At 46.8% G+C, this 26,894-nt stretch carries 26 protein-coding genes, 1 pseudogene and 1 riboswitch; all 27 genes and pseudogenes read left to right on the top strand.

Going from position 1 to position 26,894, the window contains the following annotated elements:
* Positions 1 to 10: 10 nt before the first annotated feature.
* Positions 11 to 853 (top strand): pur operon repressor, encoded by an 843-nt coding sequence (gene purR / locus KIK04_RS10155; RefSeq protein WP_232278121.1) that lies wholly within the window; start codon positions 11 to 13, stop codon positions 851 to 853.
* 54 nt (positions 854 to 907) lie between these two features.
* Positions 908 to 1,291, top strand: a complete 384-nt coding sequence (locus tag KIK04_RS10150) for a RidA family protein (protein WP_232278120.1) — start codon at positions 908 to 910, stop codon at positions 1,289 to 1,291.
* Positions 1,292 to 1,428: 137 nt separating this feature from the next.
* The gene (gene spoVG / locus KIK04_RS10145) at positions 1,429 to 1,713 is read left to right on the top strand and encodes a septation regulator SpoVG (protein WP_005545528.1); all 285 of its coding nucleotides are present in this window, start codon (positions 1,429 to 1,431) and stop codon (positions 1,711 to 1,713) included.
* 118 nt (positions 1,714 to 1,831) lie between these two features.
* Positions 1,832 to 3,226 carry a bifunctional UDP-N-acetylglucosamine diphosphorylase/glucosamine-1-phosphate N-acetyltransferase GlmU gene (gene glmU / locus KIK04_RS10140; RefSeq protein WP_269671016.1) on the top strand — a complete coding sequence of 465 codons (1,395 nt, stop codon included), beginning with the start codon at positions 1,832 to 1,834 and terminating at the stop codon, positions 3,224 to 3,226.
* Positions 3,227 to 3,374: 148 nt separating this feature from the next.
* A complete protein-coding gene (locus KIK04_RS10135; protein ID WP_232278118.1) occupies positions 3,375 to 4,328 on the top strand; it encodes a ribose-phosphate diphosphokinase in 954 nt (317 codons plus the stop codon).
* 172 nt (positions 4,329 to 4,500) lie between these two features.
* Positions 4,501 to 5,061, top strand: a complete 561-nt coding sequence (pth, locus tag KIK04_RS10130) for an aminoacyl-tRNA hydrolase (protein WP_232278117.1) — start codon at positions 4,501 to 4,503, stop codon at positions 5,059 to 5,061.
* Positions 5,062 to 5,155: 94 nt separating this feature from the next.
* A complete protein-coding gene (locus KIK04_RS10125; RefSeq protein WP_232278116.1) occupies positions 5,156 to 5,386 on the top strand; it encodes an anti-sigma-F factor Fin family protein in 231 nt (76 codons plus the stop codon).
* Between the two features lie 32 nt (positions 5,387 to 5,418).
* Entirely contained in the window at positions 5,419 to 5,601 is a 183-nt protein-coding gene (locus KIK04_RS10120) for a hypothetical protein (RefSeq protein ID WP_232278115.1), read from the top strand.
* On the top strand, positions 5,595 to 9,122 hold the full coding sequence (gene mfd, locus KIK04_RS10115; RefSeq protein ID WP_232278114.1) for a transcription-repair coupling factor: 3,528 nt from the start codon (positions 5,595 to 5,597) through the stop codon (positions 9,120 to 9,122). Before KIK04_RS10120 ends, mfd begins: the two co-directional genes overlap by 7 nt.
* Entirely contained in the window at positions 9,109 to 10,224 is a 1,116-nt protein-coding gene (locus KIK04_RS10110; RefSeq protein ID WP_232278113.1) for a peptidylprolyl isomerase, read from the top strand. The genes mfd and KIK04_RS10110 overlap by 14 nt, the downstream gene beginning before the upstream one ends.
* A 506-nt stretch (positions 10,225 to 10,730) precedes the next feature.
* Positions 10,731 to 11,273 (top strand): stage V sporulation protein T, encoded by a 543-nt coding sequence (gene spoVT, locus KIK04_RS10105; protein ID WP_232278112.1) that lies wholly within the window; start codon positions 10,731 to 10,733, stop codon positions 11,271 to 11,273.
* A 237-nt stretch (positions 11,274 to 11,510) separates the two neighbouring features.
* Complete coding sequence (locus KIK04_RS10100) at positions 11,511 to 13,298, top strand: putative polysaccharide biosynthesis protein (RefSeq protein WP_232278111.1); 1,788 nt, start codon at positions 11,511 to 11,513, stop codon at positions 13,296 to 13,298.
* An 81-nt stretch (positions 13,299 to 13,379) separates the two neighbouring features.
* Positions 13,380 to 14,888 (top strand): bifunctional methyltransferase/pyrophosphohydrolase YabN, encoded by a 1,509-nt coding sequence (mazG, locus tag KIK04_RS10095; RefSeq protein WP_232278110.1) that lies wholly within the window; start codon positions 13,380 to 13,382, stop codon positions 14,886 to 14,888.
* 197 nt (positions 14,889 to 15,085) lie between these two features.
* Positions 15,086 to 15,358, top strand: a complete 273-nt coding sequence (locus tag KIK04_RS10090; protein ID WP_232278109.1) for an HU family DNA-binding protein — start codon at positions 15,086 to 15,088, stop codon at positions 15,356 to 15,358.
* Positions 15,358 to 15,636: an RNA-binding S4 domain-containing protein gene (locus KIK04_RS10085; protein ID WP_232278108.1), complete on the top strand. Its 279-nt coding sequence runs from the start codon at positions 15,358 to 15,360 to the stop codon at positions 15,634 to 15,636. Before KIK04_RS10090 ends, KIK04_RS10085 begins: the two co-directional genes overlap by 1 nt.
* A gap of 250 nt (positions 15,637 to 15,886) precedes the next feature.
* Positions 15,887 to 16,603 (top strand): hypothetical protein, encoded by a 717-nt coding sequence (locus tag KIK04_RS10080; RefSeq protein WP_232278107.1) that lies wholly within the window; start codon positions 15,887 to 15,889, stop codon positions 16,601 to 16,603.
* Positions 16,604 to 16,617: 14 nt separating this feature from the next.
* A riboswitch (PreQ1 riboswitch) is annotated at positions 16,618 to 16,661 on the top strand.
* 98 nt (positions 16,662 to 16,759) lie between these two features.
* Positions 16,760 to 17,458 (top strand): annotated as a pseudogene (queC, locus tag KIK04_RS10075) (7-cyano-7-deazaguanine synthase QueC); the annotation flags it as partial.
* A gap of 122 nt (positions 17,459 to 17,580) precedes the next feature.
* On the top strand, positions 17,581 to 18,069 hold the full coding sequence (queD, locus tag KIK04_RS10070; RefSeq protein WP_232278106.1) for a 6-carboxytetrahydropterin synthase QueD: 489 nt from the start codon (positions 17,581 to 17,583) through the stop codon (positions 18,067 to 18,069).
* 131 nt (positions 18,070 to 18,200) lie between these two features.
* Positions 18,201 to 18,929 (top strand): 7-carboxy-7-deazaguanine synthase QueE, encoded by a 729-nt coding sequence (gene queE, locus KIK04_RS10065; protein WP_232278675.1) that lies wholly within the window; start codon positions 18,201 to 18,203, stop codon positions 18,927 to 18,929.
* A 41-nt stretch (positions 18,930 to 18,970) separates the two neighbouring features.
* A complete protein-coding gene (queF, locus tag KIK04_RS10060; protein ID WP_232278105.1) occupies positions 18,971 to 19,474 on the top strand; it encodes a preQ(1) synthase in 504 nt (167 codons plus the stop codon).
* Between the two features lie 72 nt (positions 19,475 to 19,546).
* Positions 19,547 to 19,834, top strand: coding sequence for a sporulation protein YabP (yabP, locus tag KIK04_RS10055; RefSeq protein WP_232278104.1), 288 nt, complete (start codon positions 19,547 to 19,549; stop codon positions 19,832 to 19,834).
* Complete coding sequence (yabQ, locus tag KIK04_RS10050; protein ID WP_232278103.1) at positions 19,831 to 20,493, top strand: spore cortex biosynthesis protein YabQ; 663 nt, start codon at positions 19,831 to 19,833, stop codon at positions 20,491 to 20,493. The genes yabP and yabQ overlap by 4 nt, the downstream gene beginning before the upstream one ends.
* A 53-nt stretch (positions 20,494 to 20,546) precedes the next feature.
* Positions 20,547 to 20,876 (top strand): FtsB family cell division protein, encoded by a 330-nt coding sequence (locus KIK04_RS10045; RefSeq protein ID WP_232278102.1) that lies wholly within the window; start codon positions 20,547 to 20,549, stop codon positions 20,874 to 20,876.
* A gap of 124 nt (positions 20,877 to 21,000) precedes the next feature.
* On the top strand, positions 21,001 to 21,480 hold the full coding sequence (locus KIK04_RS10040; protein WP_232278101.1) for a S1 domain-containing RNA-binding protein: 480 nt from the start codon (positions 21,001 to 21,003) through the stop codon (positions 21,478 to 21,480).
* Between the two features lie 541 nt (positions 21,481 to 22,021).
* Positions 22,022 to 24,649, top strand: a complete 2,628-nt coding sequence (locus KIK04_RS10035) for a SpoIIE family protein phosphatase (RefSeq protein WP_232278100.1) — start codon at positions 22,022 to 22,024, stop codon at positions 24,647 to 24,649.
* Positions 24,650 to 24,834: 185 nt separating this feature from the next.
* Positions 24,835 to 25,668 (top strand): vWA domain-containing protein, encoded by an 834-nt coding sequence (locus KIK04_RS10030; protein ID WP_232278099.1) that lies wholly within the window; start codon positions 24,835 to 24,837, stop codon positions 25,666 to 25,668.
* A 52-nt stretch (positions 25,669 to 25,720) separates the two neighbouring features.
* Positions 25,721 to 26,830 (top strand): protein kinase domain-containing protein, encoded by a 1,110-nt coding sequence (locus KIK04_RS10025; RefSeq protein ID WP_232278098.1) that lies wholly within the window; start codon positions 25,721 to 25,723, stop codon positions 26,828 to 26,830.
* Positions 26,831 to 26,894 lie beyond the last annotated feature (64 nt).

Here is a 26,894-nt window from a genome sequence, read left to right as displayed (position 1 = left end):
GGAATTTTAAATGAAAAAATTCAAGCGCAGTGCTCGTCTCGTCGAGATGACGCAGTACTTAATGTCCAAGCCTCATACACTCATTCCGCTCACAACATTCGCAGATCGTTATGGTGCAGCCAAATCTTCTATTAGTGAGGATTTGGCTATTATTAAAGAAGTGTGCGAGAGTGAAGGGACAGGAGAGCTGCTCACCTTAGCAGGTGCAGCAGGTGGCGTTAAATATATACCTAAATATGCCCTAGAACAGGCTAAGCCTGTAATCGAGGCGCTCTGTGCACAAATGGGGCATCCTGATCGTATGCTTCCAGGGGGCTATTTTTACATTACAGATATGCTGGGACAACCTTCTTTGATGAATGACATCGGAAGGATGTTTGCGTCTGTATTTTCTAATCATGATATTGATGTTGTCATGACCGTCGAAACAAAAGGAATTCCGATTGCTTACGCAACCGCGGCTTATTTGAATTTGCCGGTCGTACTTGTACGTCGTGACCATGTCGTCACCGAGGGGTCAGCTGTAAGCATTAACTACGTTTCAGGCTCGCAGAAGAGCCTGCATACGATGACGTTGGCGCGACGTGCCTTAAAAGAACGCTCACGTGTACTCATCGTGGATGACTTTATGCGTGCTGGTGGCACGATTAACGGAATGATTGAGTTGTTGCGTGAATTTGACGCGACCGTTGCTGGAGTGGGCGTGCTTGTCGAATCCGAGGACGTATCGCAGGATGAAAGATTGCTACACGAGTACGTATCCTTAATGCGTGTGAAGACAGAAGCTGTAGATCCACGTACGAAGCAGTTAAACGTTGCTTTGGGTAATTTTTTCGACAAGTCTGGGAAATAACTTGAGCAAACAAGATTGAAGTAGGCAGAACACGATATCAAGGAGGCTACTACAATGTCACAACCGATTGAAAGCATTGCGACTAATGAGGCACCAGCGGCAATAGGTCCATATTCCCAAGCCGTTAAGCTTGGAAACCTCGTATTTACTTCGGGGCAAATTCCACTAACTGCTGAAGGAGAACTTGTACAAGGTGGAATTGAAGAACAAACACATCAAGTGTTTCGCAATTTGCAGGCGGTATTAAAGGCAGCAGGAGTATCCTTACAACATGTCGTTAAAGCTACTGTTTTTATAAAAGATATGAATCAGTTTGCGCAAGTAAACGCGATTTATGAATCATATTTCGGTTCGCACAAGCCAGCAAGATCGACTGTTGAGGTCGCTCGTTTGCCTAAAGATGTACTTGTCGAAATCGAATTAATTGCTGCGATCTGAATCGAACACTGTCGAAAAAGATAAAAACGGTTTAATTTTTCAAAAAAAAGTCGTTTCAACAGGAAAACAAAGAAGGATTTTAGTTGCACGTGTGGAATTATACACCAAGTCCTGATGGAAAAAGGTGGTGAACACACGTGCAAATTACTGATGTAAGACTCCGCCGCGTCAACACAGAGGGGAGAATGAAGGCAATCGCATCTATTACGATCGATAACGAATTTGTTGTCCATGACATTCGCGTCATTGACGGCAATAACGGTATGTTCGTTGCGATGCCTAGCAAACGGACGCCAGATGGCGAATTCCGTGACATCGCTCATCCAATTTCCTCCGCGACACGCGAAAAAATTCAAGCTGCTGTATTGGCTGAATACGAGCGCGCAGCGACTGAAGAGGAAGTTATTGAAGAGGGCGCTTAAGAACTAATAATCTACGGGGTTGCAAAGAAAGAGAGCCAAACATGGGGGCTCTCTTTTCTTTTTGTCCATAATGAGATATATTCAACTATGGAGAAAAGGGATCAGGAGGTCGAACACGTTGAGAAGAATGGCCATTGTGCTAGCCGCAGGACAAGGCAAACGCATGAAGTCAAAACTGTACAAAGTGCTCCATCCAGTTTGTGGAACACCGATGGTTGGTCATGTGCTTAATGCTGTAGAACGCGTTCAATGTGAGCGCAACGTTGTCGTCGTTGGGCACGGAGCTGAAATCGTAAAGGGTCACCTTGGAGATCGCGCCGAGTTCGTCCTTCAAGCGGAACAGCTTGGCACTGGTCATGCGGTGAAACAGGCAAAGGCACTTTTAGACGGTGAGCAAGGTACAACTATCGTGATTTGTGGCGATACACCTCTGGTGACGCCTGAGACGTTGGCACAGTTGATGGAGCTTCATGAGCGTGCACAGGCGTCAGCGACGATTTTGACGGCTGAACTGGACAATCCGCAAGGCTATGGACGGATTATCCGCGCAGAAGATGGTTCGGTCATGAAAATTGTTGAACAAAAAGACTGTACGACGCAGGAGCAGCTCGTTAAAGAAATCAATACAGGCACGTACTGTTTTGACAATGTGAAGCTGTTTGCGGCGCTGGAGCAAGTTACAAATAACAATGCCCAGCAAGAATACTATTTAACTGACGTTATTGGCATTTTAAAAGCGCAAGGCGAATTGGTTCAGGCGTTTTGTTCGCCAGACCCAGCAGAGTCGATCGGTATTAACGATCGTGTGGCACTGTCTGAAGCTGAACGCTTAATGCGGGAGCGCATCAACAAACGCCATATGTTAAACGGCGTAACAATTATCGATCCTGCACAAACGTATATCGAAGCGGATGTGGAGATCGGCCCTGACACCGTTATCCTTCCAGGAACTAGCCTTAAAGGACGTACCGTTATCGGTGCAGATTGTGTAATCGGACCGAACAGCGAGTTGACAGATACGTTTGTCGCTGAACGCGTACATATTATGCAGTCCGTTCTTCAAGAAGCATCTGTAGGCAATGACAGCAGTGTTGGTCCGTTCGCGTACTTGCGTCCTGGTGCTCGCCTTGGTGAGCATGTAAAGGTCGGCGATTTCGTCGAAATTAAAAATGCATCACTCGACAACCATTCCAAGGTGTCACATTTAAGCTACATTGGCGATGCGAAGGTCGGTAAAAACGTAAATATTGGATGTGGCGCTATAACTGTCAACTACGACGGTTATAATAAGTCTATTACGGAGATTGAAGACGATGCGTTCATTGGCAGCAATGTGAATATGATCGCACCGATTCGTGTCGGTAAAGGGGCTTATGTAGTTGCTGGTTCAACCATTACGCAGTCTGTGGGAGATAACGATCTTGCTATTGCACGCGAGCGCCAAGTGAACAAACCTGGCTACGCGGATCGAATACGCGCTCAGGCTAAAGCAAAAAAAGATCGAAATTCCTAGTACAATTAGCAATTAGATACTAGGAACTAGGTATTATGGTTTATATAGTAGCTGTACATGCACCATGATCAACGTTACAATTAAGATGTACCATTAATGGATATATTACAACGATGAACAAGAACCGGCACGGAGGGTTTTCAATACCATGACTTATTGTGATTCGAAGCTGAAAATATTTACTTGCAACTCTAATCCAAAGTTAGCTAACCAGATTGCTGAATATATTGGCATTCCGGTTGGAGACGCTGTAACGAAAAGCTTTAGTGACGGCGAGATTTCAATCAACTTATCGGAGAGTGTTCGCGGTTGCGACGTTTACGTTGTCCAATCTACTTGTGCTCCTGTCAATGACAACTTGATGGAGCTGCTCGTAATGGTAGACGCGTTGAAGCGTGCTTCTGCGAAGAGCATTAACGTCGTAATTCCTTATTACGGCTATGCGCGTCAAGATCGTAAGGCGCGTTCCCGTGATCCAATTACGGCGAAGCTTGTTGCGAATTTGATCGAAACAGCAGGTGCTCACCGTGTCATTACAATGGATTTGCATGCGACGCAAATTCAAGGTTTCTTCGATATTCCAGTTGACCATCTACTCGGTGTGCCGATTTTGGCTCAATATTTCCGCTCCAAGCAATTGGAGAATGTCGTAGTCGTATCTCCAGACCATGGCGGCGTTGTACGCGCGCGCAAACTGGCTGATTTCTTGAATGCGCCACTTGCCATTATCGACAAGCGTCGTCCGGAACCGAACGTAAGTGAAGTCATGAACATTATCGGCGATATTAAGGGCAAGACAGCAATCATTATCGATGATATTATCGATACTGCGGGTACAATCGTTCTTGGTGCCAATGCTTTAGTTGAAGCAGGCGTGAAAGAAGTGTATGCATGCTGTACGCACCCAGTATTGTCCGGACCGGCGATGGAACGTTTGGAGAATTCTCCGTTCAAAGAAGTCGTCGTGACCGACACAATTCCAATTACGCATCCGAATCCATCGAGCAAATTGCACGTATTATCGGTTGCGCCGTTAATGGGTGAAGCGATTATTCGCGTTCACGAAGAGCTATCCATTAGTAAATTGTTTGAAATTGAGTAATGATAACGTTGACGTGTTGTAGCGTTAGATAATAGATAGGGTTACGTCTACTTGGATGAGGTTTAAATAGCGTCCAAGAAGATGTAACCCTTATCGGCATTTAAGATCTTATCTTTTTGAGAAAAAAAGGTATAAGGAATGTGTCGATGATTATAAGGAGGCCAGCACACTAATGAAGTGGATCGTCGGTCTTGGTAATCCAGGATCAAAATACACTCAAACGCGCCACAACATCGGATTTATGGCTATTGATGCTTTAGCCGATAAATATAACATAAAGGTACAGGACAGCAAGTGCAAAGCGCTCATAGGTGAAGGGCGCATCGGAACAGAGAAGGTTGTTCTCATCAAGCCTATGACTTTCATGAACTTGTCAGGTGAATCTGCACGAGCGTATATGGATTATTATAAGGCAGACATATCAGACTTTATCGTCCTTTACGATGATATGGATACCGCACTCGGCAAAATAAGATTGCGCTACCAAGGGAGTGCAGGCGGCCATAATGGGATTAAGTCACTTATTCAGCATTTTGGCACACAATCATTCAACCGTATTCGCATGGGCATAAACAGACCTGAGCCAGGACGAGATATTGCTGACTATGTGCTGTCTACATTTGCGAAATCAGAGCAAGAGTTACTGAATCAGACCGTTGAGCGTACTTGTGATGCAGTGGAGCACGCTTTAACCCATACATTTGAGCAAACGATGGCTAAGCACAACGGTTAGACATCATTAGACATCATGCAGAGGATAATTTAGGTTAAACCTCCTTTAATCGGGTAATACTAATCGGTATATTCCTGAGATTGGAGGCATATACATGTCTGTGAATTATGTCTGCAAACATTGTCATACGTTAATAGGGCGCATCGAAAGCGGACACGTACAAGAGGACCGTCTCGGATTTGACCGTTTGACGCCGGAAGATCGCCAACACTTTTTGCTGTATCATTCCAATGGAGACGTAACGGTGCGATTAACTTGTGAATATTGCTCAGAAGCGCTGCAAAGACATCCCGAGCTGTCCTCTTTTACTTCGCCTCTACAGTGACATATTACGATGTGGAGAAAAGGAGAAGGTGCATGGCTATGGAGATGAACAGCACATGCTGGAGTACTATGTTCCGCATCGTTTATAAGATATACGTCAGCCTTGGCTTGTGTGCCGAGGCTTATTTTAGTGCAAATCCGCGGTGGGAATCGTTCCTATTTGTTGTGAAAGAGTGGGTAATAGTCGGTAAGAAAGAGGTGCCAATCCTTTGTTAAATGCACTTATGCAAGCCTTATCCGAAGAACGCGATGTCAATTCGATTATCGCAGGTATTCGCGCAGGCATGAAAGAGCAGCTCGTGTCAGGGCTGTCTGGATCGGCCCGCCAAGTTATGATGGCGGCGGTGGCGAAGCAAATGGAGCGTCCGGTACTGGTGGTGACGCACAATATGTTCTCCGCACAAAAGGTAGCGGAGGATTTACAAGAATGCCTCACACCAGAGCAAGTGCTCCTATATCCAGCGAATGAACTGGTCGCGGCTGAGGCAGCCATATCAAGCCCAGAAGTGAACGCCCAACGTATTGACGCACTGATGCGCTGTGCGCAAGGGTTCCGTGGCGTTGTCGTCGTGCCGTATGCAGGTCTACGCCGTTATTTACCGGCGCGTGACGTCATGGCAAACGCAGGGCTTGCCATTGCAGTTGATCAAACATTACCGCTCGAATCGTTTTTGGAGCGTATGATAGAGCTTGGTTACGAGCGCGTGGAGCGGGTGGAAGCTAAAGGTGAACTGAGTGTGCGAGGCGGCATCGTCGATATTTACCCACTCACATCGCCTACCCCGTATCGAATCGAATGGTTTGATGATGAAATTGAATCCATTCGGTCATTCGACCCACAGGATCAGCGTTCGATTAATAAACTAGAACAATTAACGATAACCCCAAGTAAAGACCTAATAGCTAACAAGCAACGCTTCGCCGCTGCGGCAGAAGCGGCATCGGCACGCCTTGAACAACAACTCGATAAAATGAACGATCGTCAGACGAAAGAAAAGTTAAGACAAGAAATTAGTTATGAAATCGAACAGTTGCGTGAAGCGATGTACTTCTCAGAAATGTACAAATACGCAGCGCTGCTTCATCCAGAGAAGCATACACTGTATGACTATATGCCGGAAGATACGCTGCTCATTATTGATGAACCAGCACGTGTCTTGGAAACAGCTAAGCAGTTAGAACGGGATGAGCTGGAATGGAGTACACACCTGCTACAGAACGGAAAGACGCTGCCAGCGCTCCAATTCGGACGAACATCCGATGAAGTGTTAAATAATCGCCCGTTTCAAACGATTTATATGGCTTTATTTTTACGCCAAGTGCCACACACTCACCCGCAAAACATCGTGAATGTAATGTGCCGTTCCATGCAAAACTTTCACGGTCAGATGAATGTGTTAAAGGCAGAAATGGAAAGGTGGAAGAAGCAAGGGGCCAAAGTAATCATGCTGGGCAACGGTGAAGAACGCATTGAGCGTATTCGTCGTGTACTGCAAGATTATGAAATTGCTGAACCGACTATCGTGAACGGCAACTTGCAGACAGGCTTTGAAATGCCATCCATCCATCTTGTAGTCATTACTGAAGGTGAGATGTTCTCACAGAAACAACGCAAAGCCCGTCGTTCTGAAGGGGCTAAAATAGATAATGCAGAGCGCATCCGCAGCTACACGGAGCTGAAAATCGGAGAGTATGTCGTACACCAAAACCACGGGATTGGGAAGTACATAGGCATTGGTACGCTGGAGATTAACGGAATCCACAAAGACTATTTGCACATTTTGTATGCAGGTGGTGACAAGCTTTCCGTTCCGGTTGATCAACTACATTTGATTCAGAAATATGTTAGTTCGGAAGATAAAGAACCGAAAGTATACAAGCTGGGCGGCAACGAGTGGACGAAAGTAAAAAGTAAGGTGCGTTCATCGGTTAAAGACATTGCCGACGATTTAATCAAGTTATATGCGGCAAGACAAGATTCACGTGGCTACGCATTTGAAAAAGATTCACCGGAGCAGCAGCAATTTGAAGATATGTTCCCCTATGACGAGACACGAGATCAATTGCGCACCATTGAAGAAATTAAAGGTGACATGGAAATGGGCCGACCGATGGATCGACTACTATGTGGTGATGTCGGTTATGGAAAAACAGAAGTTGCTGTACGCGCAGCCTTTAAGGCGGCTATTGAGGGCAAGCAGGTCGCTATCCTTGTGCCGACGACAATTCTAGCCCAGCAGCATTATGAGACGTTCCGTGAGCGTTTTTCGGGCTATCCATTCAACATCCAAGTTATGAGTCGTTTCCGCTCCCGTAAAGAGCAAAATGAGACGATGAAAGGATTGAAGACAGGTGTCGTCGATATCGTTATCGGTACGCATCGCCTGTTGTCACAAGACGTTATCTTTAAAGACCTGGGGCTGCTTATCGTCGATGAGGAGCAGCGCTTTGGGGTAACCCATAAGGAAAAGCTAAAGAAGCTCAAAACGAACGTAGACGTGCTTACACTGACAGCTACGCCTATTCCGCGTACGTTGCATATGTCGATGTTGGGTGTTCGTGATCTATCGGTTATTGAAACACCACCGGAGAATCGTTTCCCTGTACAGACGTATGTACTGGAGTACAGCGATACGCTCGTACGGGAAGCTGTCGAGAGAGAGCTCGCGCGAGGCGGCCAAGTTTACTTCCTGTTTAATCGTGTTCAAGGCATTCATCAAATGGCTGACCACATTAAAATGCTCGTTCCAGAAGCGCGAGTGACGGTTGGGCACGGCCAAATGTCCGAGCAGGAACTGGAGAAGACGATCCTCGACTTCTTGGATGGGGAGTTCGACGTGCTTGTGAGCACAAGTATTATCGAGACGGGCGTAGACATTCCTAACGTCAATACGCTTATCGTCCACGATGCTGACAAGATGGGCTTGTCCCAGCTGTATCAGTTGCGTGGTCGTGTAGGCCGTTCTAATCGAATCGCATATGCATACTTTACGTATCAACGCGATAAGGTACTGAACGAAGTGGCCGAGAAGCGATTGCAAGCAATCAAGGAATTCACAGAATTAGGCTCCGGATTCAAAATTGCGATGCGTGATTTGTCTATCCGTGGAGCGGGTAATTTACTTGGAGCAGAACAGCATGGCTTTATCGCGTCGGTAGGTTTTGACTTGTATTCGCAGATGCTGGCTGACGAGATTAATAAGCGCAAAGCGGAGCTGGATGGCTTAACGATTGACGAGCAGCAGGAATGGACAACATTGATCGACTTGAACGTCGATGCCTATTTGCCGCCGGATTATATTTATGATAGTATTCAGAAGATTGAGATATACAAAAAAGTGGCTGGATTAGCGTCGTTGGACGAGGTGGAAGAGCTGCGCGACGAGCTGGATGACCGTTTCGGAAAGCCACCGTTAGCAGTGCTGCAATTGCTTACAGTTGCTCGCTTGAAAATGTATGCAAAGCAGTACGGTTTTGAATCCATCGTGCAGCGAGGGGACGACGTTATCCTTAAAGTGTTTCCACTGGCAGAGTCCCAAATCGACCGCAATAAGTTAGCTACAATCGCAACCGAAATCGACAGAAGATTTGTTGTTGACCGCAATGCGCACGGCACAATTAAAGTAAATGCGCGAAGCTGGGATGCTTTGCAGCTCATGATGAAGCTAGAGCAGTTTATGCAGCAGGCCAAGGAAGCGATTAAATTGAAGGGAGAATTGCAGAATGTTACAAAATAACAAGAAGCGTTCCAAAAAATTTCTATTAATTCTAATGTCCGCCGTTATGGCTTTGTCCGTATTGGCAGGTTGTGGGGACAAGAGCAACGCTGGAGCTGCAGATAAGAGCAGCGCAGGTGCAGTAAAAGATACGAGCCCGGTTGTCGCGAAATATGAGGGCGGCGAAATTACAAAGAACGAGTTCGATAAAGAAATCGCATTGACTTTGTTCTTCTATCCAGAATACGCACAACTTATTAATATGGAGCAATTCCGTGAATACTTTGTGAAGCAGCAAATCGCCTATATTTATATAGTTGATAAAGCTTCCGACAAAGAAAAAGCAGATGGCAAGAAGAAAGCTGAAGAGCAGCTTGCTGTCATTAAGAAAAACAACGACAAGCAGCTTCAAGAAGGTTTGAAGACGCAGAAGTTGACTGAAGCTGAGGTTAAAGACTTCATGGCACGTAACTTCATCGTTGTAGAGCATTTCAACAATCAAGTAAAAGATGAGAACATCAAGGCTCAATACGAAAAAATGAAGCCTGAGTTCACGACAGCATCGGTTCGCCATGTGTTAGTCGCACTTAAAGATAGTGCTGGCAAAGAGCGCAAGAAGGAAGACGCGCTTAAGAAAGCTAAAGAAATTCAAGCACGTTTGAATAAAGGTGAAGACTTCGCGAAGTTGGCTACCCAGTTGACGGATGATGAAGGTTCGAAGAAGACAGGCGGCTTGTACAAAGACGCGAAAATTACGGATTGGGTACCTGAATTTAAAGCAGCAGCAGCAACATTGCCACTGAATAAAGTGAGTGACCCTGTTGAGACACAATTCGGTTATCATGTAATGCGTGTTGAGTCGAGAAACGTTCCGACTTTGGACAAGTTGTCCAAGGAACAAAAAGATCAAGTTAAAGTTGCAGCAGCTGGCGAGATTATGGCTAAGTTTATGGAGAACGATTTGAAAAAGATTATTAAAGAAGTCAAATTACCTAAACCAGAGCCTCAAAAAGAAGCAGTACCACAGCCAATAGCACCTGAAACAAAGCCTGAGTCCGGCAAAGCGCCTGCGCAACAACCGGCTCAACAACCGAAGCAAGAAGGAACAACGACGACTCCTTAATACGAGGGATTAAATATCGAATAAGAGTATCGCCGAAGGTACAAGGTACGTCATTTCGACAAAATTCGAGCTGTGCGTGCAGTATGTTCGGGGAGCAGTCCACCACCGCGATAAGCGCTGGTGGACTTTTTTTGCTTAAGTGTTCGCTATCAGTGGAATACACAATGAAATGTTCACAAAATGAAGGTATGGATAAAAATCCACCAAATTGTAGTATACTAATGTTGCCAAAAAGCGAGATGAAACGAGGTATTTTCATAAAATTATCAGAAAATTGTGAAAATTTTGAGAAAATGATGAAAAAAGACTGTCGTTTAGTGTCGAAAAATGTTATATTTTTTGCAACTTGGTTCGGTCTTCCGACGTATAAGTTATGTATAAGAACTTGGGAGCAGATGAATACTATGGTCAGCGATAAATATCCTGTGTCCATATTTGCGCCTCTCCTGATTAATAATACAGTAGACCTTTAAAAATTTAACTCAATCGAAAGCGGGGCAACAATTATGAAAGCTACCGGTATTGTTCGTCGTATTGATGACCTCGGCCGCGTCGTCATCCCTAAAGAAATTCGTCGTACTTTGCGTATTCGCGAAGGAGATCCATTGGAGATTTTCGTTGATCGTGACGGAGAAGTTATTTTGAAGAAATATTCCCCAATCGGCGAGCTTGGCGACTTTGCGAAGGAATATGCGGAATCATTGTATGAAGGTACAGGACACATTACGCTTATCACGGATCGTGACAACGTTATTGCTGTCGCTGGTGGTTCTAAAAAGGATTACTTGGACAAGCAAATCGGTATGATTCTTGAGAACTGCATGGAGAACCGCAAGACTGTTGTGGAAACAAACTCCGGTACTTATGAAGTAGCGAAAGATAACCAAGAAGCGTTGTCTACATTCGTTTCAGCGCCTATCGTGACGGGTGGAGACCCAATCGGTACAGTCGTATTGTTGAACAAAGACGACAGCGTTAAAATGGGACAACTTGAAATTAAAATGGCGGAAACAGCTGCTGGGTTCCTCGGCAAGCAAATGGAGCAGTAATATTATCTCCTTCCGTAAATGAAACACTCCTGCTCGATGAGTATGCGCAGAACGCGCTGCTCAAGCTGGCAGGAGTTTTTTGCGTTTTTTTAACATTTTTAGCGATCAGGACAGATGTGCTTCGCCCTTTGTAAGGGAGGCTGCACACTGCTGATCTACACCGCTGACGCTTCGCTGTTATGGCTTCGCTAATGTATAATATAATTAGGGTGATACGCTAAAAATAGGATGGATAGCATGAAAATAAGACGCAACTCTGACCGTGGAGCTGGACAGGTTCTATCCGGAGCACTGACGCTCGGTCTAGCGACAGTCATTTCCAAAATTATTGGTACGCTGCAAAAAATACCGCTGCAAAATATTGCAGGGGATGGCGTATTTGGCATATATAACGCAGTATATCCGTTCTATGTACTGCTAGTTGTAATCGCGTCAGCGGGTATTCCAGTAGCTGTTGCGAAGTTAGTAGCTGAATGTGAGGCGACTGGCAATACGGAGGACTCCACGCGCATTTTGCAGGCTGCGTGCTTGTTAACGATCGCCACGGGGTTGCTTGGCTTTATTGGGCTGCTGTTTGGTGCAGGACAGATTGCTGGCTGGATAGGCAATGAGTATACTGAGGCTGCAATACGAAGCTCGGCGTATGCTTTGCTCGTTATGCCAGTAGCCGCTGCTTTACGGGGATTTGAACAAGGCAAAGGTAGGATGATGTCTACAGCCGTTTCACAAGTCGTTGAGCAGACGGGCCGCGTCACCGTAATGATTGTGCTGCTGCTCTATTTAACAGGCCAGCAAGCATCGGATGATGTCGTAGCTGCGGGGGCGACTTTTGGCTCGTTTGCAGGAGGCTTGTGCGGTTTGTTGGCAATAGGGATATACTGGTGGATAGGGATTAGGAACGAGAGGCTTGAAGGAGTCGAAAAGGCTGACAGGACTGAAAGGGCTGAAGGAGCTGAAAAAGCTGGAAGAGCTGAAGAGGCTTTAAGGGTTGTAGGTTCTGACGCAACTGACATAACTGGATTAGTCGACAGAACTGGCGAAACGAGCAAAACTGACGGCTCAGGTGGCTTAGTACTCAAACCCCTACCAGTAGGAAGCTGGATGCGGCGTTTAGTATGGACGGCCATTCCCATATGTCTAGGTGCTATCGTTATGCCTGCGATAAATCTCATTGATGTATTTACGTTGCCACGCCTGCTTACAGCGCAGGGCATGTCTGAAGCTGAAAGCATGGTACAGTTCGGCATATATAGCCGAGCTCTACCACTTGTGCAGCTGGTGACGATGGTTGCTGCTTCATTGGCAGTAGGAATTGTACCAGCAATTGCTGAAGCGTGGCGGAGCGGCAATATAGCGACGCTGTCCCATATGACAATAACAGCCGCGCGCTGGTCTTGGCTGCTTGGTTTGGCTTCAGCAGTCGGGTTGGCAGCTCTGGCTGAGCCGCTCAACACCGCATTCTATATGAACGATGCGGGTTCAACCGCATTTAAGCTCTTATCGTTAACAGCCGCAGGTGGAGCATTCCACGCAGTCACCGCAGCCTTACTACAAGGCATGGGATCGCTGCGCGCACCTATGATCCATTTTGTTATAGCCGCAATCGTAAAGGCTATCCTTAATGTAGGGCTAGTTCCGGCATACGGTATTAACGGAGCAGCCGCAGCCGCAGCGGTGTCGCTTACGCTGGCCGCTGTGTTGAATGCAGTCGCAATTGCACGCTGCAGCGGGGTGCGCTTTGTAGTATGGGGAGCGGGAAGCGGTCGCTTGGCAGGAGCACTTACTGGCATGGCCGCTGTCGTTCACTTTGTGACGGCGTACGTGCAGAGGCTAGGCGGAGATAGCCAGCGCTTTGCCGCCGTAGGGGCTGTTGCAATCGGCGTGCCTCTAGGGGCGCTGACTTTTGCTGCACTTGCTGTTATATTAGGCGCGGTTCATCCGAAAGAGCTAGCTGATTTACCGCGTGTGGGCCCGCGCTTAGCGACGCTGGCCGCACGTCTGCCACGCTTAAGGATAAGGCGTTAAAGAAGACGTTAATTTCGGATCAGTCCCGTCCCATACCGACTATGCAACATCCAACATAGAACTTTAAAGGAGAACCTTCATATGAGCGGAAAAATTACGGTCGTCGGCCTTGGCTCCGGAGATCCTGGCCAACTGACGCTTGCTACATGGAACTTACTACGTGAATCAACTCGTCTTTATGTACGCACAGAACATCATCCTGTTATGGATCTCTTGCGTGAACATCACGTCACATTCGAGTCGTTCGACAGCATTTACGAGTCGCATGACACGTTTCCAGCCGTCTATAACGAGATTAGCTTGCGATTGATTGAAGCAGCTGTCAATAAGCCAGAAGAGCCAGTTGTGTACGCTGTTCCCGGCCATCCGATGGTCGCGGAGGCATCTGTCCGCTTGCTCAAAGAACGGTGCCCACAGCACGATATTGAGCTGCGCATTCTAGGGGGCGAAAGCTTCCTTGACCAAGCGTTTGTCCGACTGGGCTTCGATCCGATTGAAGGTTTCCAACTGCTAGATGCCACGGAATTGTCGTTATCAACCATCAATCCGCAGTTGCATACGGTCATCGGACAAGTGTATGATACGTTTACGGCTTCTGACGTTAAGCTCAGCTTAATGGACGTCTACCCTGACGACTACGAAGTCGTAGTTGGTCATGCCCTTGGCGTAGAGGGACAAGAGCAAATTGTGCGTGTACCCTTGCATGAGCTTGACCATGTGGAAGGCTTCGCGAACTTATCGCTTATATTCGTTCCGCGGACTAGTAACGATGCAGTGCGCAACCGCACATTTGCACGGTTGCACGAAATTGTAGCGATATTGCGCAGTCCTGACGGTTGCCCGTGGGATCGCGAGCAGACCCATCAGTCGATTCGTAAAAACTTAATCGAAGAAACGTATGAAGTGCTTGAAGCTATCGACAATGACGACCCTGTCGGTATGCAGGAAGAATTTGGAGATGTATTACTTCAAATTATGCTTCATTCCCAGATGGAAGAAGAGCTAGGCTCCTTTAACGTTTATGATGTGGTTCAGGGCTTGAACGAGAAGCTTATTTTCCGTCATCCGCATGTGTTTGGCGACAAACATGCATCTGACGCAGATTCTGCACTCAATAATTGGGAACAGATGAAAGCGGAAGAGAAGCGCAATAAAGGGATTACCACTGAGCATTCTTCCGTACTAGACGGTGTTCCACGAGATTTGCCAGCGCTGATGAAAGCGTTAAAAATACAGAAAAAAGCGGCAAAAGTAGGCTTTGACTGGGATAAAATCGAAGATGTACTTGACAAAGTAGTGGAAGAATTGCAAGAATTGCGAGAGGCAATTGTTTCAGCAGAATTAAATTCTGGTGAAGCAGAGCAAGCGCATGTACAGGAAGAACTTGGTGATTTGATATTCGCGGTTGTTAACGCAGCACGCTTCACATCGGTTGATCCGGAAGAAGCGCTGATGATGACAAACCGTAAATTTATATGCCGTTTTCAATATATTGAAGAACAACTTCGTATAAACGGCAAATCTTTTGACCAAACTGATTTACTAGAAATGGAGCGTTTGTGGCAAGAAGCGAAGCGACTCGAACCGTAATTCTGGCAAAGGTCATTTGAACGTGCTCTATTATCGTCAAATTTTCAAAAAATGCCGCGTCAGAGAAGGAATTCACTCATTAAGCAAGAATACATACATGCGCAGTATTCCGCAGCTTACGGTTGAGACGAGCGGAAGCTCACGAGCCATGACAGCTCTATAAATATTATTGATGAAAACTTGGGAGGCCAATACACATGAACAAGACTGATTTGATCAACAACATTTCTACAAAGAGCGGATTGACTAAGAAAGACGTTGAATCCGTATTGAACGGATTCTTCGGCGAAGTACAAGATGCTTTGGCAAGCGGAGACAAAGTACAATTGATCGGCTTCGGTACATTCGAAACTCGCAAACGCGCTGGCCGCACAGGTCGCAACCCACAAACGGGTAAAACAATCGAGATTCCTGAATCCGTTGTTCCAGCGTTCAAAGCGGGTAACAAGCTTAAAGAAGCTGTAAAATAATGCGACTCGACAAATTCCTGAAAGTCTCGCGACTCATCAAGCGACGTACTGTTGCTAAAGATGTGTCTGAGCAAGGACGCGTCGTCGTGAATGGTCGGGAAGCGAAGCCGAGCAGCACGGTCAAAGTTGGTGACGAAATTACGGTCCAATTTGGACAGAAGCTCGTTACCGTTCGTGTAGAACGTCTGCAAGAGACGACCAAGAAAGACGAAGCAGCAGGAATGTATACGCTAGTAAAAGAAGAACCGCTTCCGAAGTCTGATGACTTTGGTTGGTAATTCATAGCGCATAAAATCAACGACTCCTCATTATCGAGGAGTCGTTTTTTGTTTCGTAATACAGACAATTCTGATCTGCTGATCGCACATAATATAAGTTGACACCCACAAAAATGTCATATATTCTAATTGATAATAATTATCAGTTATAATTGGTAGAATAAATGATATAGCGATTATAGCAACCATAGTACATATTGTTGAGATCAAATAGGATGGATAAGCCGTTCGATTATATAGGGGTGCGGACATGAATAATGGTTTCAAAATGAGTCATTTTAATCATTCCTCAAATGGATCAGACTATGCGGTATCTTGTGATAAACTGTCGCAATTTGAAGCGGCTGAACAAGAGCTACGTGTCGAATATGGGATTACCGTTTATGGCTCAGACGCTGAGAAATCAGCGTATACACTCGGAGACTTATTAACGAATGAAGGATTTGAAATGTATATTCATGCTCGGACTCAGAAATGGAGCGGAATGCCAGCCCTTGATCTCCACGCTTTCGGTATTCCTTTTGCCCATAAGTATGCCCGATTTATTACAGGAATTGTTGCCGTCGCGATTAAATATAATGTACAAATCGATTGGAGACCGAGTCAGATCGGTATTTCCCATAATGCAGATGCAGCATGTCCATTCTCTGTTCATTTCATTGATTTATTGCCCATTGCGCGCGATGATCGTGACAAGTGGATAGGAGTATACTGGCACCGCTGGCACATCAATCAGATTCATCCATTGCTTGCTGCTGTTAGCAGCTATACCAAAACTCCTTTTTCAGAAATGTGGCTTATCGTTTCACGGGCGATGTCGGAATGGCGGGTAGGAGCATCGGCAAGTTATACAGCATCGCCAGTAATGTCTGTCGGATCACATACAGACGCTCAGCGCTCAACTATTATTCAGGTTGCCTCCTTGGAACAAAACTCCTATAATGGGGCAAGAACAACTCTATCATAAGCCCAAGATTGTACTTGGCAGAGGTTCGCGAACTCCCTCTATAAAAAACTAAGGCTGACAGCATCCACGGACCTGTGTTCCTTAGTGCTGTCTTTTTTGTGTCTTCTGACACAATGCCTTTCACCTTGAGGGAAACAGAAAGGTGGAAAAAAGGTAATGACAACAAAGATTACACGTGTTGCAGCAAACGATCATGAGAGCAAGGTATTTAGCCGTGAAAAGGCGGTTGTCGTGTTCAGTGGTGGCCAAGACAGCACCACTTGCCTATTCTGGGCAATGAAGCAGTTCGATGAGGTAGAGGCGATTACGTTTGACTACGGTCAGCGTCATAGCAGCGAGCTGGAGCATGCCGCGTCGATCGCAAAGACGTTAAACGTGAAGCACCGGGTGCTTGATTTGTCGCTACTTAATCAGTTGGCGCCAAATGCGCTTACACGATCAGACATCGACATTTCGCATGAGGAGGGCCAACTGCCGAGTACGTTTGTAGATGGCCGTAATTTAATCTTTTTCTCCTTTGCGGCTATTTATGCCAAGCAAATCGGGGCACGCCATATCGTAGTTGGTGTATGTGAAACTGATTTTAGCGGCTATCCAGACTGCCGCGACGTATTTGTAAAATCGCTAAATGTGACACTGAATTTGTCGATGGATCATGATTTTGTGTTTCACACGCCGCTTATGTGGCTGGACAAAGCGGAAACATGGCGCCTAGCGGATCGACTTGGCGCGTTTGATTTTGTGCGCACGGAGACAGTGACGTGCTATAACGGTCAACCCGGAGACGGATGCGGTGAGTGTCCGGCATGTCATTTGCGTCGTGCAGGATTGGAGATGTACTTGCAGGAGCGGGATAATGAAGCGCAACGAGAGTACGAAGTGAAGAGTCAAGCTGCTGCTTATGCGCAGCAGGGGACAAAGCATCAAGGGCAGCAGGAATTGCTGGCTCAAGTGTCCGCGCAAGGAGGGGGTCGCTCATGATGCAGCCAGGTCCTTATCGCATCGTAGAACAATTGCAGCAGCTGGGCAAAGATATTGAGCAGCCCGCACTTCGCTATCATACGAAGCGTGTCCTCGTAAGCAAGGAGTTTACATTCGATGCAGCCCATCATTTGCACGCCTACGAAGGAAAGTGCAAAAACTTACACGGGCATACGTATAAAGCTGTGTTTGGCTTGAGCGGATACGTAGATGAAATAGGAATCGCGCTAGACTTTGGCGATATCAAGACGATTTGGAAAGAGCGGATCGAGCCGTATCTCGATCATCGCTATTTAAATGAAACATTGCCGCCGATGAATACGACGGCTGAAAATATGGTTGTGTGGTTGTATGAGCAGATGGAAGCAGCTCTGCGTCAAGAGCCTTATACCACGCGCTGCGCTGGTGGGCGGGTCGAATTTGTCCGGTTGTACGAGACACCTACAAGCTATGCCGAAGCAAGAAGGGAGTGGATGGTCGAGTGACAACGACACATCCTACCGCGGCGGAGCGAATGAGCCAGCCGTATACTGGCACAACCGCAGATGTAGGCAGCGGCGCAAGTGTGAGTTGTAACGATACGCAAACATTGCAGGAGCGTAACGACACTCAGGCTATGAAGCCAATTCCCGTGCTCGAAATTTTTGGGCCGACTGTACAAGGTGAAGGCTTGCTTGTCGGGCAAAAGACGATGTTTGTGCGCACAGCCGGATGCGATTATCGCTGTTCATGGTGTGACTCGGCTTTTACTTGGGACGGTTCTGCCAAAGATGATATCCGGTACATGACAGCTGAGCAAATATGGAGCGAACTGCACACACTTGGTGGCAATCGCTTCAAGCACGTCACGCTATCCGGTGGCAATCCAGCGCTAATCCCACAGATGTCGGCGCTAGTAAGCTTACTGCGCGACAACGGAATTCGCACAGCGGTGGAGACGCAAGGCTCGCGCTGGCAGCCGTGGCTGCTAGACGTTGATGACGTGACCATTTCACCGAAGCCGCCCAGCTCTGGTATGAGTACAAACTTCGTTCGACTCGACGAGGTGATGACGCGTTTGCAATGGCAGCAGCCGCAGCGCGGATATTGTCTGAAGATCGTCGTGTTCGACGAGCAGGATTTAGCGTATGCTGTCGACGTGCACGAACGTTACTCGACTGTGCCATTTGTGCTGCAAACGGGAAATGATGACGTGCACGGACCGGATGACGATGCGCTTATTGCCAAGCTGCTACGCAAGTATGAGTGGCTCATCGAACAGGTGGCGGCGGAGCCGCGTCTGAGCGATGTAAGAGTGTTACCGCAGCTTCATACGCTCGTCTGGGGCAATAAACGCGGAGTGTAGCAGGCATTGTTTTTTACAACCAAAATAAAGGGGTTCTTAAAATGACTAATCATGAAGCTGGCCGCAATGAGGCTGATTTGAAGCTAACGCACCTGGGGGTAAAGACGGAATATCCGACGACGTATGCGCCGGATGTGCTGGAGTCGTTCGACAACAAGCATCCAGGAAGAGATTATTTTGTTAAGTTTAACTGTCCAGAGTTTACGAGCTTGTGCCCGATGACAGGGCAGCCTGATTTTGCGACGATGTACATTAGTTATATTCCTGACCAAAAGTGCGTTGAAAGCAAGGCGCTCAAATTGTATTTGTTCAGCTTCCGTAATCATGGTGATTTTCATGAGGATTGTGTCAATATTATTATGAATGATTTGATTCATTTGCTTGAACCGAAATATATTGAGGTATGGGGCAAATTCACGCCGCGCGGTGGCATTTCTATTGATCCATATTGTAACTGGGGCCGTCCGGCGACCAAGTATGAGGACATGGCGGCTCACCGCTTGATGAATCACGATATGTACCCAGAAAAGGTAGACAACCGCTAGTTGTCGATCTATTTCTAGTTCTATTTTGGCAGCCCCTTCATAAGCTAGTGTTGAAGAGGAGGGGTACATGCTATGCTCGATCATACGATGAAGTCGGCGAAGCGTCAGGAAGTTAAAATGTTGAACCGCAAGGTGCTCGAATTGAGCGGTGTTAGCAATGTTGAAAGTTTCGACAGTGAAGAATTTCTGTTGGAGACCGATAGCGGCTTCCTGGCTGTACGCGGACACAATTTGCATATTAAAAATTTAAATCTAGAACAAGGTCTTGTAGCGATTGAAGGCACGGTCAACTCCCTGACCTATTTGGATACGAATACGCAAGACAAGACGAGAGGTTTTTTTGGGAAGCTTTTTAGGTGAGTCTGCAGACACAATGGATGACCGTCCTGCTTATGATAGTAAGTGGGCTGACATTAGGAATGGTGTTTGACGGTTACCGAGTCGTGGCAGGTCAATTTAAGTTTCCGCGATGGACGATCCCGTTGTTGGATATTTTGTATTGGCTTGGGGCGACGCTATTCGTATTTGAAATGCTTATTAAGGGCAATCAGGGAGAGCTAAGGTTCTATGTATTTGTCGGCCTTGTAATGGGAGCATGGCTGTACGTTATCCTGTTTAGCCGTTTAACGGTCGGGATCGTCACTTTGCTCGTACGTATCGTATTAGGTGTATATCGTGTAGTTAAGCGATGCCTGTATGTGCTTATCGTGATGCCGTTAAAAGGGCTGTGGTTGCTCATAAAGGCTGCATCCCGCTTTTTGCTAACCGTTGCTATTTTCATTTGCAAAATTGTGCTACAATGTTTACGTCCGCTATGGTTACTCCTTGTATGGTTGTTCCGCCCGCTAGTGATGCCGTTATGGAATCGCTTCGGAATGACCAAACGGATGGTGCGAATCAAGGAGTTCGCGTATGTTACCGCAAGAAAGTTGTTCATGCGAGCAAGGCAAGTAAAGACTGCTCTCGCAAGGGCGATCAAGCGGCTTCGCATCTCGAGCCTGTTTCGCCGGAAATCGTAAGGGGTATATAACCTAGCACGATATTTCCACAGGTTAGCCAAGGAGGTGTACGTATGGCCGTGTCCAGACACTCGTCAAAACGTAGCGCCAACGACAATACGCAAATGAATGTAACGAAGCGGAGGCTGCGCATATGGCTGATGTTTATGACGCTGTTTCTTTGCTGGGGTGTATATACTTTTTTTAGCCAAATGTTTCAAATGCAAGATTTAGAGAAAGAATCCGCAGATCGTCAAGCAATAAAGACCCAAGCGGAAAAGGCCCGCAACGAGCTGAAGCAGGAAGTAGATCGGTTGAACACAACGGAGTATATTCTGCAGTTAGCCCGCAGCCGCGGATGGGTACTTCCGAACGAAGTCATTATTCGAAAACAGGACGAATAGGCGTAAATCAGGACAGCCGTTGGTTGACCAACATCACGCCGTTACAGTATAATCACGTCATAAGCATTGCTTTATTAAAGGGCAATGTGCCGTTTAACATTTTAAGGGAGGAACATTTTATTCTATGACAATTGAAGTGGGCACCAAGTTACAAGGCAAGGTGACAGGCATTACGCATTTTGGAGCGTTCGTTGATCTGTCAGGGGGTGTCACGGGACTGGTTCACATCTCTGAAATTGCCGATAACTATGTCAAAGACGTGAATGACCATTTGAAGATTGAAGATGTCGTTACGGTCAAAGTAATTAACGTCGACAAGGACGGTAAGATTGGCTTGTCTATCAAGCAAGCAGTTGATAAGCCAGCGTCCGAACAGAGACCACCAAGAGGTCCAAGACCTGATCGCCCAGCAAGAGAAGGCGGCGGTGGTGGTGGCGGTGGCAGACCAGGGTTTGGGAACCGAGACCGCGGAGGGCGTAAGCCTAATTTCGCTTCTTTTGAGGATAAAATGTCACGTTTCCTTAAAGATAGTGAAGAAAGAATGTCATCATTGAAGAAAAATACGGAATCTAAGCGTGGAGGCCGTGGGGCTCGCCGCGATTAATTTCTATATTGCCGATTTATCCAACCGCAATCCGGTTTTTACTGGATTGCGGTTTATTTGTTTTGTTAACCGTTCAAATTCAAATATGTAATTGTAACTCCTCGTTTGTCACTCGTCTCATAAGGGTTGTGAATTCGCTATCGAGCCTGTTTTACTGTGGATCTTACATCATGCCAGATACCTTTCAGCAATAAACATAACTCGGGATTTGATTATTCCCAAAATTGTAGGGCAAATACGCCTCTTTTTTTTGTCGTCTAAAAAAAATTACCGACATATTGTTACGCAATAGTGTATAAGCAGCCGCAAATCTTTGATGCAATGAGCAAACCGCACCGACAAAATGCCCCTTTTCCGCAGCTGCGAAGAAGCTTTAAACGTCCACTTTTTGTTGATACATATTGTATCGCAGGCATTTCGCACTTACCGCTTACCTTGTCGGAAAGTTTTTTTGTCCTCCCCTCTTTTTCTGACAAACTATTTCCAAAATGCCCTCTATAATCAGAGGCACACTATTTAAGAGAATAGGCGGTGCTTAGGGATGAGCAAATCGAAAGTGATTCCTTTTCCAAATCAAATGTGGCATGAGGCAATGCAAACGGGAGGAGCTCATTGGTCTCGTGGGGGAGAAGCGGGGAAATGGCGCTGGGAACGGTTTAAACGTGTGTTGGGCACACGTAAATGGGCAATTATTTTTACAGGGATCGGATTTTTACTAGGCAAAGCATTCATATTGGACGGGCTCTTTCCATTTGCAGCGGCATTCTTTGCGGTTATCTACTTTACTAGACGTGAGTTTGCTCCATGGGTAGGAACAGCTATTTTGGCGGGAAGCTTGTTCACCCCCCAACCGACGACGCTCATGATAGGAATGGAATTACTGCTCATCGTACTTATGCAGCGGGGAATGAAAGCGTATGAACGAACTGAAATGAATTATGCACCGTTTATGGTGTTTACGGCTAATCTACTCGTACAGTCTTTCGTTACGATAGTCGTCTCTCACTTAACTTGGTATACGTTCCTTATGGATATAACGGACGCCATACTCGGATTTGTACTGACACTCGTCTTTATACAAGCATTGCCTGTATTGACGATGAATAAACGCAATTACACGCTTCGCACGGAAGAACTTATCTGTTTAATCATATTACTAGCTTCTGTGATGACAGGAGCGGTTGGATGGTCGATTCAAGACATGCAGCTTGATCATATGCTGTCACGGTATTTTGTCTTGTTGTTTGCCTTTGTGGGCGGGGCAACGCTAGGGGCCTCGGTAGGCGTCATTTTGGGGCTCATCCTAAGCCTGGCAGAGCCAGGCTCTCTCATGCAAATGAGCGTGCTCGCCTTTGCGGGGCTATTGGGCGGCATGATGCGTGAAGGCAAGCGCTGGGCAGTAGCTTTTGGCGTGCTGCTAGGCACGGCCATCTTCTCTGTCTACTTAGGCCCACCTTCACTAGTGATGGCATCGACCTGGGAGACGATCATTGCCGTTGTGTTCTTTCTACTTACGCCAAAGGGTATTCTGGGCACGTTGGCTAAGTACGTGCCTGGGACGGCGGAACATAACCAGTCCCAACATGAATATGCGAAGCGGGTGCGAGATATGACTGCCGAGCGGGTGCATCAATTTTCAGATGTATTCCGGCAGTTATCGCATAGCTTTGACCAAGCGACGGGGCCTAACAAGAACGGTGAGATTGACGTGGGCTTGAGGCACGTGAGGCCTGAGAGATCCGATAGGTCAGGGCGGTCAGAGGTGCAAGGAAGGGCAGAGCATGCGGATGATGAAGCAGATGCATTCATTCAAGCAGTCGCCGGAAGGGCGTGTAGCCCCTGTCCACGAGTGAAGACGTGCTGGAGCGGGAAGATGATCCAGACGATGAGTTACATGAACAGTATGAGGTCGGTCATAAAGGATGACCCCTCCTTTAATGAACGGCAAATTCCACGAAAATGGAAGGATGCGTGCGGTCGTACTACGCATATGCTGGCCATTATGCGGGAGGAGCATGAGCGAATCCGGCAAGAGCAGTATTGGCGACAGCAGCTGCAAGATAATCGACGATTTGTATCTGAACAACTGGCAGGCATGTCGCAAGTAATGGAAGATTTAGCGCAAGAAATACAGCGCGAAAATCGTGAAATATTCGTACAGCAGGAGCAAATTCAAGGGGCAATTGATGAATTGGGCTTATCGGTGTATCGGGTAGACGTTTTTTCGCTAGACCCTGGACGGGTGGAAATAGAGATGATGCACGCCTTCACGGATGGTTATGACGAGTGCCGCAAGCTGATCGCGCCGTTGCTGTCTGATATTTTAGGGGAGCATATTGCCGTTAAGGAAGACAAAATGAGTGGAAAGGATGGGCAAGGCACGGTCACTTTTGTTTCGGCAAAAGCGTTCGATGTGGAAACGGGGATTGCTAGTGCAGCCAAAGGAGGAGACTTGCTGTCAGGCGACAGCCATCAAGCGTTGGAGTTGGGAGGGGGCAAATATGCAGTAGCACTTAGCGACGGGATGGGGAACGGAGAGCGTGCTCGCGATGAAAGCAGCACCGCTCTGACGGTGCTCTCGATGCTGCTGCAATCAGGCATGAATGAGCAGGTTGCGATTAAGTCTGCGAACTCAGTTTTGAACATTCGATCACCGGATGAGATGTACGCCACTGTGGATATGGCGATTGTTGATTTATATACGGCAAACACAACCTTTATTAAAGGAGGATCAACGCCAAGCTTTATTAAAAGTGGAAAAGAGGTGAGGCTTATTAGGGGCAACAGTTTGCCGATTGGTATTTTGCAAGACGTGGATATAGATCTAATAAGTACGCCGCTTAAATCAGGGGATATCGTCATTATGATGACAGACGGGGTGTTCGATGCTCCTGGATTGGCTGCTAATAAGGAGATGTGGTTGAAACGAATTATTGGGGATTTGCAGACGGATGATCCGCAGCAAATTGCCGATACATTGCTTGATACGGTTATTCGCCATACAGGGGGACAAATAGAAGATGATATGTCGGTCGTTGTTACACGAATATTGAGGCATCAGCCACAGTGGACAACCCTTCATTGGAATGGTCGGGGAAAAAGTGTTGGCAAGGCTCGTGATCAGCTAGATCGCCCTTTGACTGTCAGTTGGACATTAATTGACCGTTAGTTGATGGTATTTTGTGAAAAATAGAGGAAGTGAGGCGGTAGGATGTAAGTAAGTGGTGAGTGGAGCAAGGTTTATTTGCGATTAAACTCTCTTAACTTAGGCAACACTTGAATCTAGTACGGAATGTACAAGAGATTTAGATGGTTGCAAGAGTTGTTAACCTAAGCTGGGGAGGGTTCATCGCAATGCTAAGACAAATTATGCTCATTACAGATGGTTGTTCAAATGTAGGTGTGCAGCCTGCCGTAGCTGCCGCACATGCGAGGGAGGAGGGCATTACGGTAAATGTGGTTGGTATTGTTGATTATGGCATGATCGGTGAGTTGGGAGCGGCTGAGATTGCGGATATCGCCCAAGCGGGGGGCGGATTAAGTCGTATCGTTCAGTCTAACCAGTTATCACAAACGATTCAAATGATGACGCGAAAAACAGTTGTTCAGACGATTCATCAAGCTGTGAATCAAGAACTAAGACATATTCTCGGAGCGACGGGATCGCATGTACACGGGCATGAAGCACAAGAAACGAAAGGCACGTATGCCGATGAATCGTATCGTCTTGAAATGCTTCCCCCTGCACAACGTTCAGAGGTCGTCCGAGTTATGGATGAATGGAGTGAAACATCACCGCTGCGCATCGCGTTGCTAATCGATGCGAGCGCCAGTATGAAGCCTAAACTACCGGCGGTGGAAGATGCGATACGCGATTTAATGCTGAGCCTGCAAGCGCGCACAGGCCACAGCGAATTAGCTGTATTTCATTTTCCGGGTGCCCATAGTGATGAGGAAGCGGTGCTTGATTTAGATTGGACGGCTGATTTAAGCCGTGTAAAACGGCTATTTCAACGATTAAATATGCGAGGAACTACACCAACAGGCCCTGCCCTCTTGAAAGTTATCGATTATTACCAATATGATAGAAAGGACGATAATCTTATCGACAGGAACAGGAACCATTCTGATTCCTGCCGAAACGAACGAACAGGAACGGACGGGATGTGGAGTGACTTCATCGTTTAAAAAATCTCATAGGCGAGGAGGGCACTCGCGCACGAGTAGTAAACGAATTCGTATGCAGGCTGGCAAGCCCTTTAACGGTCGGGTCAGCGGGAGAGCCGTGGGGGGAAGAGCCGCACAGCCTCTTCATCATAATAAAGAAGAGGAAACCTCGGCTGAAGGGGTTCGTTTACCTTCACTATCTCCTGGCGTGGTCGTAACAGGTGTGTGGAACAGACAGGCCTATCGCATAGAAAGGCCACTTGGTCGAGGAGCTAATGGCGTCGTGTATTTAGTGACGCGATTATCCAGTGGTAGCGGCTATTCTAAGGAGCAGCTGGCCTTAAAGTTTGGTAGTGACGCGATTGATTTTCAATCTGAAATCAACGCGCTAACTTCATTGGAGCAAGAGAGGGAGAAGCGAGAAGAGCAGCGTCACCTTGATGCAGGTGGAGCTGGAGGGGCTGGAGTAGCTGAGAACAGTACCCGTTCTTTTCTGATCGATGTCGACGACATGGACACTGACGTGGGACGCCTGCCATTTTATATTATGCGTTATGTTCCGGGCATAACGCTAAAATCTTATGTGCGAAAAAGAGGCGTGGACTGGTTCGGATTTATTGGTGGTAAGCTGCTTGTGCAGCTGAAAGAGCTACATCATAATGGCTGGGTATTTGGTGATATCAAGGCGGAAAATGTATTGGTGAGCGAGCATGGCGAGGTAGAATTGGTTGATTACGGAGGAGTAACGCCGATCGGGCGCAGTGTCAAACAATTTACGGTGTGGTACGACCGTGCTTTTTGGCATGCCGGATCTCGGATAGCAGAACCAAGCTATGACTTGTTCTCCTTCGCGGTGCTCGCCATATATTCTTTAAATGAAGCGGGATTAAAAAAACGTGCAAAAACACAGCTGCCGCAAATGCGCAGCCGCGAAGATTTGCTGGACATTGTGCGCAAACATCATGTGTTGAGGGGTTACGAAGTATGGCTGACAAAAGCGATACAAGGTACATTTTCATCAACAGATGAGGCGTATCGGCTATGGCAGCAAATTAGTCATCAATTGTATCGTACTCCGAGTAAAGCCTATCGTCCGACTCCTATTTGGGTCAAATGGACATTGGCTTTATCGATCATGTTGCTTGTGTTTTGCGCTATGTTCTGGTTGTGGGATCAAGGTTGACCGCAGTAATCGTAATAGTCGCAATAGTGGCAATAGCTGCAATAGTTGCATGAGTAGCGACAGA

Origin of the sequence: Paenibacillus sp. 481 (genome assembly GCF_021223605.1) — a bacterium.
Taxonomy (GTDB): domain Bacteria; phylum Bacillota; class Bacilli; order Paenibacillales; family Paenibacillaceae; genus Paenibacillus_B.
Note: the sequence above shows the minus strand (reverse complement) of the source record. Positions and strands in the feature narration are given on the sequence as shown.

Coding starts and splice junctions, on each gene's coding strand:
- purR (WP_232278121.1), top strand. CDS start 11: ATGAAAAAATTCAAGCGCAGTGCTCGTCTCGTCGAGATGACGCAGTAC.
- KIK04_RS10150 (WP_232278120.1), top strand. CDS start 908: ATGTCACAACCGATTGAAAGCATTGCGACTAATGAGGCACCAGCGGCA.
- KIK04_RS10135 (WP_232278118.1), top strand. CDS start 3,375: ATGACTTATTGTGATTCGAAGCTGAAAATATTTACTTGCAACTCTAAT.
- pth (WP_232278117.1), top strand. CDS start 4,501: ATGAAGTGGATCGTCGGTCTTGGTAATCCAGGATCAAAATACACTCAA.
- KIK04_RS10125 (WP_232278116.1), top strand. CDS start 5,156: ATGTCTGTGAATTATGTCTGCAAACATTGTCATACGTTAATAGGGCGC.
- KIK04_RS10120 (WP_232278115.1), top strand. CDS start 5,419: ATGGCTATGGAGATGAACAGCACATGCTGGAGTACTATGTTCCGCATC.
- KIK04_RS10110 (WP_232278113.1), top strand. CDS start 9,109: ATGTTACAAAATAACAAGAAGCGTTCCAAAAAATTTCTATTAATTCTA.
- spoVT (WP_232278112.1), top strand. CDS start 10,731: ATGAAAGCTACCGGTATTGTTCGTCGTATTGATGACCTCGGCCGCGTC.
- KIK04_RS10100 (WP_232278111.1), top strand. CDS start 11,511: ATGAAAATAAGACGCAACTCTGACCGTGGAGCTGGACAGGTTCTATCC.
- mazG (WP_232278110.1), top strand. CDS start 13,380: ATGAGCGGAAAAATTACGGTCGTCGGCCTTGGCTCCGGAGATCCTGGC.
- KIK04_RS10090 (WP_232278109.1), top strand. CDS start 15,086: ATGAACAAGACTGATTTGATCAACAACATTTCTACAAAGAGCGGATTG.
- KIK04_RS10085 (WP_232278108.1), top strand. CDS start 15,358: ATGCGACTCGACAAATTCCTGAAAGTCTCGCGACTCATCAAGCGACGT.
- KIK04_RS10080 (WP_232278107.1), top strand. CDS start 15,887: ATGAATAATGGTTTCAAAATGAGTCATTTTAATCATTCCTCAAATGGA.
- queD (WP_232278106.1), top strand. CDS start 17,581: ATGATGCAGCCAGGTCCTTATCGCATCGTAGAACAATTGCAGCAGCTG.
- queE (WP_232278675.1), top strand. CDS start 18,201: ATGAAGCCAATTCCCGTGCTCGAAATTTTTGGGCCGACTGTACAAGGT.
- queF (WP_232278105.1), top strand. CDS start 18,971: ATGACTAATCATGAAGCTGGCCGCAATGAGGCTGATTTGAAGCTAACG.
- yabP (WP_232278104.1), top strand. CDS start 19,547: ATGCTCGATCATACGATGAAGTCGGCGAAGCGTCAGGAAGTTAAAATG.
- KIK04_RS10045 (WP_232278102.1), top strand. CDS start 20,547: ATGGCCGTGTCCAGACACTCGTCAAAACGTAGCGCCAACGACAATACG.
- KIK04_RS10040 (WP_232278101.1), top strand. CDS start 21,001: ATGACAATTGAAGTGGGCACCAAGTTACAAGGCAAGGTGACAGGCATT.
- KIK04_RS10035 (WP_232278100.1), top strand. CDS start 22,022: ATGAGCAAATCGAAAGTGATTCCTTTTCCAAATCAAATGTGGCATGAG.
- KIK04_RS10030 (WP_232278099.1), top strand. CDS start 24,835: ATGCTAAGACAAATTATGCTCATTACAGATGGTTGTTCAAATGTAGGT.
- KIK04_RS10025 (WP_232278098.1), top strand. CDS start 25,721: ATGCAGGCTGGCAAGCCCTTTAACGGTCGGGTCAGCGGGAGAGCCGTG.